The sequence below is a fragment of the Rhizobacter sp. genome, assembly GCF_035702065.1.
Classification (GTDB): Bacteria; Pseudomonadota; Gammaproteobacteria; order Burkholderiales; family Burkholderiaceae_C; genus Rhizobacter.
This window is the reverse complement of sequence record NZ_DASSRA010000037.1, coordinates 1-5,533: the sequence shown is the minus strand read 5'-3', so window position 1 is coordinate 5,533 and position 5,533 is coordinate 1. Positions and strand designations below refer to the sequence as shown.

Below are 5,533 nucleotides of genomic sequence, written 5' to 3'. Positions count from 1 at the left end.
CCGCTGGGCACCTTCTTCCGCTACATCGGCGACACGGCGACCTACATCGCGCGCTACGACGACCTGTTCAACGGCAAGGAAGAGAAGATCGACGTGTCGAAGGTTGATGTGTCGATGAACGGGATCGAGCTGCAGGACCGCGAGTTCGTGGCGGCGATCCGCGAAGGGCGCGAGCCGAATGCGAGCGTGGCGCAAGTGTTGCCTTGCTACCAGGTGCTGCATCAGTTGGAGCAGCAGTTGGGGTGAGATCGGTGCGGGGCTTCGATACCTCAGCCTGAGCGGTTTCCCCCTGCGCAGCCACCCTTCGAACACACTCAGTCCGCTCAGCCTGAGGTATCGAAGGCCCGCTCAGCCCTCGGCACGGATACCCGCTCCGAATGACCGTCCGCCTCAAGCTCGCCCTCACCATCTTCGCCACCGGCCTGGTGACCACCCTCGCCGTGCTCGCCACGGTGGTGTTCGCCTTCCAGCGCTTCGAGCACGAGACCACCTACCTGCGCGCCGCCGCCTTCCTGCAGCGCGTGGTGGCCCTGCACGACAACCTCTTCGAGCTGCACGAGCGCCACCCCGACGAGTTCGGTGTGTTCCTGAAGAACCTGGTGCTGTTCGAGCCCGACACCCAGCTCTACCTGCTCGACGCGCAAGGCACGGTGCTGGCCAGCACCGGCTCGGTCCAGCTGCCGCCGGGCTTCAAGGTGGCGATGGGGCCGGTGCACCAGGCGGCGGCCTCGCCGCCCATGCCCTACGTGATGGGCGACGACCCCGAGCGCATGGACGCCGACGCGGTGATCGCCGCCAAGCCCATTTCGCGCCCGAGCATCCGCGGCGGCGACGGCGTGGCCGGCTACCTGTACCTCGTGTGCCACAAGGAGGGCCTGCCGCCGAGTCGCTGGCAGGCGCTGCGTTCCAGCTTCGGCCGCCCTGCGATGTGGCTGATCGTGGCCATCGTCGGCTTCACCACCTTGCTGGCGGCCCTGGTGATCGCGTCCGTCACGCGGCCGCTCAAGCGGCTCACGCAGGTGGTGGCCGCCTTGTCCGACAAGGGCCTGCAGGAAGGTGCTGCACAGGCGCAGCCCTTGCTGCCCGCTGCCACGCGCGACGAGTTCGGCCAGCTCACCCGGGCCTTCGACGCCATGCTGAGCACCTTGCGCCGCCAGTGGGACGCGCTGCGCCGGCTCGACCACTTCCGCCGCGAGGCGGTGAGCAACCTCTCGCACGACCTGCGCTCGCCGCTCACCGCCACCACCGCCTGCCTGGAGACGCTGCAGGCCGGCTGGGCCGGTGACCCGGCGCGCGGCGCCGACCTGCGCCTGGCCGAAGTCGCCCTGCGCAACACCCGCAACGCCGCGCGCCTGGTGCAATCGCTGGGCGAGCTGGCCACGCTCGACGAGCCGGCCTTCCAGCTGCGCCGCGAGCGGGTCGACCTGCACGAGCTGCTGGACGACATCGCCGCCCGCTTTGCGGAACGGGCCAGCCAGCAGGGCGTGACACTGGAAGCCCTGCACGGCGAGGCGCCGGTGGTGGCCGAGGTCGACGTGGAGCTGTTCGAGCGCGCGGTGGCCAACCTGGTCGACAACGCGCTCAAGTTCTGCGCCGCGGGCGCGCGCATCACGCTAACGGCCGAAGAGAGTGGCACGGAATCGGTGCGCGTGCAGGTCGCCGACACCGGCCCGGGCATCGCCCAGGCCGACCTGCCGCAACTCTTCGACCGCTTCTACCAGGCCCGCCAGGGCGTGGCGCCCGCCACCGGCGAAGGCGGCAAGGGCCTGGGCCTGGCCATCGTCAAGCGGATTGCCGAGCTGCACGGGGGTGGTGTGAGGGTGGCGAGCGCTCTGCAGAAAGGCACTGAGGTTGTGCTCACTTTCCCCGCCGCGGCACCTTGATTGCCCCAGCTTGGCGCAGGAAAACCCCTAGTGTGTGCGCCACACGAGAGTCATAAAGTCCGCCCCACTCGCGGCTGGCACGGTTCAAGTGCCAGGCACTGGCGGGGGTCTGAGGAGACATAAACAAGGCAACCCGCAGCACAAAGCTCCCAGGTTGCATACAAAGGCCGGCACCCAAGAAGCGCACGAGCCGATGACAAAATCCAAGGGCGTCAGGGCAACCTGACGCCCTTTGTGTTTTCTGGTTTGTGTCTTCTGGGCGCCGCGACGGCGCAACGCCGCTGGATCTCCTCACCGTCACCCTCGCCTCCCTGTTCGCCGGCTTCGTCGATGCCATCGTCGGCGGTGGCGGGCTGATCCTGGTGCCCGCGCTGTTCAGCGTGTTTCCGAGCGCTGCACCGGCCACGCTGTTCGGCACCAACAAGGGCGCCGCCGTGTGGGGCACGGCCTGGGCCACCGCCCAGTTCGCCAAGAAGGTCTCGATGCGCTGGGCCGCCCTGCTGCCCGCCGCCGGTGCCGCGCTCGCCGGCAGCTTGGCCGGTGCCTGGACGGTCACGCTGGTCAGCGCCGGTGGCCTGCGCCGCGCCCTGCCCTTCGTGCTGTTGGCCGTGCTGGTCTACACCCTGGCGCGCAAGGACCTGGGGCGCCACCACGCGCCGCGCTTCAGCGGCCGCCAGGAGGCGCTGATCGCCAGCGCCATCGGCGGTGTGATCGGTTTCTACGACGGCTTCTTCGGCCCCGGTACCGGCAGCTTCTTCGTCTTTCTCTTCGTGCGCCTGCTGGGCTACGACTTCCTGAGCGCGAGCGCCAGCGCCAAGCTGCTCAACACCGCCACCAACAGCGCGGCCCTGGTGCTGTTCGCCTTCACCGGCCATGTGTGGTGGCACATCGCGGCAGTGATGGCGGTGGCCAATGTGGTGGGCAGCCTGCTCGGCACGCGCCTCGCGTTGAAGCACGGTGCCGGCTTCGTGCGCAGCGTGTTCATTGCCGTCGTCTCGGCCCTGATCTTGAAGACGGGTTACGACGCTTTCCTGCGCTGAAGGCCGCAGCCCTCAGCCCGTGTAGCTGAAGCTGCGGTAGGTGGAGATCAGGCGCAGATAGGCCGAAGACGCCCGTTCATGGGCGAGCGGGTCGCGCACGAAGCGCGCGTCGTGCAGGAAGCCCACCATCAGGCTGTTGATCTCGAACAGCAGCTGCAGCGGGTCGGTGTCGGGGCGCAGGTGGCCCTCGTCGATGCAGATCTGGATGGTGCGCTTGAACTGGTTGCGCCAGGCCATCACCGACTCGAGCAGCTGGTCGCGCAGCGCGCTTTCCACGTGGTCGAGGTCGAAGGCCGCGGCGGTGTGCAGGCCGCCGGCCATGGCGTTCTCGCCGGTGCCGCGGCCGATCCACAGCCGCATGATGGCGTTCAGGCGCGGCAGGCCGCGCGGCTCGCTCAGCGCGGGCAGGAAGACGTTGGCCGCGAAGATGCGGCCGTACTCGATGATGACCTTGTGCTGCAGCGCTTCGAGCGAACCGACGCGGGCGAACACGCCGCTCTTGCTGATGTCCATGCGCTTGGCCACCTCGCCCAAGGTGACGGCGTGCAGGCCTTCGACGACCGCGATCTGCAGGGCTGTTTTGATGATCGCTTGAAGCGTCTGTTCGCTTTTGGCGAGCTTGATGGCCATGGCGGGGCACCTGTTATCCCAGGAGAGGAGGCGAGTATATGGAGCCAATAGCACGGTCGTGTTAGTGGTTTCCGAAGGGCTGAGTTGGCTGGAATATGCAAGGCTGTTCGAATGATTGCCGGGGGAGCGCCCCAGTAGCATGTTCCGTGAGAAATACTGACCCGGACACCGCCATGCCAGTCGATCCCAAGCTCCGCTCGTTGAACATCGACGTGCCTGCCCAGCCCGAAGTGCTGGTCAAGCTGTCTTTGCTGCTGGCCGACGACGACGTCGACCTGCCCACCCTGGGCCGCCTGGTCGAGTCGGACATGGCGCTGGCGGCGGCGGTGATGAAGGCCGTCAACTCCTCGCTCTACGGCCTCAAGGGCCGGGTGCAGAGCGTGCAGCAGGCGGTGATGTACCTGGGCACCCGCGAGGTGGCGGCCGTGACCTTCGAGTTCGGCCTGCGTGCGGTCTTCCCGGCGGCGCCCGAGCTGGAGGCCGTGTGGCAGCGCGCCAGTGTGCGTGGCCTGTTGATGGGCCGCATCGGCCAGGCGCTGAGCGTCGACCCCTGGGGCGCGCACTCGGCCGGCCTGTTCGAGGAATGCGGCAAGGCGGTGCTGTTCAAGCACGCCCCCGAGGCCTACCGGCCGATGCTGCTGGCCGCGGCCAACGACTCCGAGCTCGTCGAACGCGAATACGAAACCTTCGGCGTCAGCCACGACGCCCTGGGCGCCTCGCTCTGCGACAGCTGGGGCCTGGGCCCGGCGGCGGTGGCCAGCGTGCGACACCACGTGCGCGTGAACGCCCTGCGCCAGCTGCCGGCGCAGGCGCCGCGCCGCTCCATCTGTGCGCTGTCGGCCCTGGCCAATGCGCTGATGACCGACCCCGAGACGCTGGATGAAGTCGCCCAGGCCGTGGCCCCGCAGGCCATGCTCGACCAGACGCTGGTGCTGCGCGGCGCGCGCAAAGTCCAGCAGCAGATCGAAGACGCCGCTGTGAGGGGTTAGCCCCCCAGTCGCTGCGCTCCTGCCCCCGAGGGGCGCCGCCTGGCGGCCCGGCAAAGCCGGTTCCGCTGGCGTTGCTTGATCTGTCGCCCGCTCCGCGGGCTTTAAGGGCACGCCTTTGGTGGGACGATCGTCCAGTACACGTCGTAGAGCGACTTGTCACTGCCCGGCAGCGTGAAGGCGTGCTTGTTCAGCGGCTCGGGTCCGGGCAGGCGGGCGGGCGGCTCGTTGTAGACGTAGACCGCGCCTGAGCGCTGGAGGTCGGCCATGTCGATCCAGGGTGACAGCGCGGGCACGCCCGCCTCCAGGATCGCCGGGTTCTGGCCCGAGTACACCGACACCATGCCCGCCTCGTAGGTGCCGCCCACCACGTAGCGCAACGGGCAGGCGGTGTGGCGTTTCCAGTCGGCCACCACCGCGTCGGCCAGGGCCTGCGCCGGGTAGAACTGGTCGGGCCGGCCGCGCTGGTCGAGGGTTTTCGGGTCCCACACCGAGCGCGAGTAGGTGAGCATGGCCAGCACGTGCACCACCAGCGCCAGCAGCAGCAGCCGCGGCGCCGCCTTCGGCCCCAGCGAGCGCAGCTGCCAGGCCAGCCAGAGGCTGATGAACTGCATCGCCTGGAAGCCCCAGTGGTCCTGCAGGCGCACGCCCTGTCCCAGGCACAGCACGGCCAGCACCGCCAGCGGCCAGCCCAGCAGACCGAGCAGCCAGGCGCGGCGCTCGCGGTCGCTCACGCGCGCACCGGGCAGGGCCTCGCTCTTCGGCTGCTTGCGCATCCACAGGGCCAACGCGCCCATGCTCAGCAGCACCCACAGCAGCATGCGCAGCTGCAGCGCGCTGAACGAGAGCAGCTTGTACAGGCGCTGCGGCAGGTCGTCGAGCTGGTGCAGCGTGGCCGAGCCGTACTTCAGGGTCACGAAGTCGTGGTTCACCATCCACACCACGTGCGGCGCGAACACCGCCAGGCAGACGCCTACCGCCAGCAATGCACCTG

General features: G+C 68.9%; 5 protein-coding genes and 1 pseudogene. 4 read left to right on the top strand and 2 right to left on the bottom strand.

The window, feature by feature from the left end; genetic code table 11:
* The 3 genes and pseudogenes from VFL64_RS01610 to VFL64_RS01600 all read left to right on the top strand — a co-directional run.
* Window positions 1-246: pseudogene (locus tag VFL64_RS01610) on the top strand (oxidoreductase); the annotation flags it as partial.
* Window positions 247-377: 131 nt separating this feature from the next.
* On the top strand, window positions 378-1,883 hold the full coding sequence (locus VFL64_RS01605; RefSeq protein ID WP_489538627.1) for a sensor histidine kinase: 1,506 nt from the start codon (window positions 378-380) through the stop codon (window positions 1,881-1,883).
* Window positions 1,884-2,164: 281 nt separating this feature from the next.
* On the top strand, window positions 2,165-2,923 hold the full coding sequence (locus tag VFL64_RS01600; protein ID WP_489538628.1) for a TSUP family transporter: 759 nt from the start codon (window positions 2,165-2,167) through the stop codon (window positions 2,921-2,923).
* 12 nt (window positions 2,924-2,935) lie between these two features.
* Here the strand turns inward: VFL64_RS01600 and VFL64_RS01595 are convergent, their stop codons facing one another.
* On the bottom strand, window positions 2,936-3,553 hold the full coding sequence (locus tag VFL64_RS01595) for a TetR/AcrR family transcriptional regulator (RefSeq protein WP_489538626.1): 618 nt from the start codon (window positions 3,551-3,553) through the stop codon (window positions 2,936-2,938).
* A gap of 173 nt (window positions 3,554-3,726) precedes the next feature.
* Between VFL64_RS01595 and VFL64_RS01590 the strand changes: the two genes are divergently transcribed.
* Window positions 3,727-4,542: an HDOD domain-containing protein gene (locus tag VFL64_RS01590; RefSeq protein ID WP_489538625.1), complete on the top strand. Its 816-nt coding sequence runs from the start codon at window positions 3,727-3,729 to the stop codon at window positions 4,540-4,542.
* A 101-nt stretch (window positions 4,543-4,643) separates the two neighbouring features.
* Here the strand turns inward: VFL64_RS01590 and VFL64_RS01585 are convergent.
* The coding region (locus tag VFL64_RS01585) for a hypothetical protein (protein WP_489538624.1) at window positions 4,644-5,533 on the bottom strand (890 nt) is incomplete at its 5' end.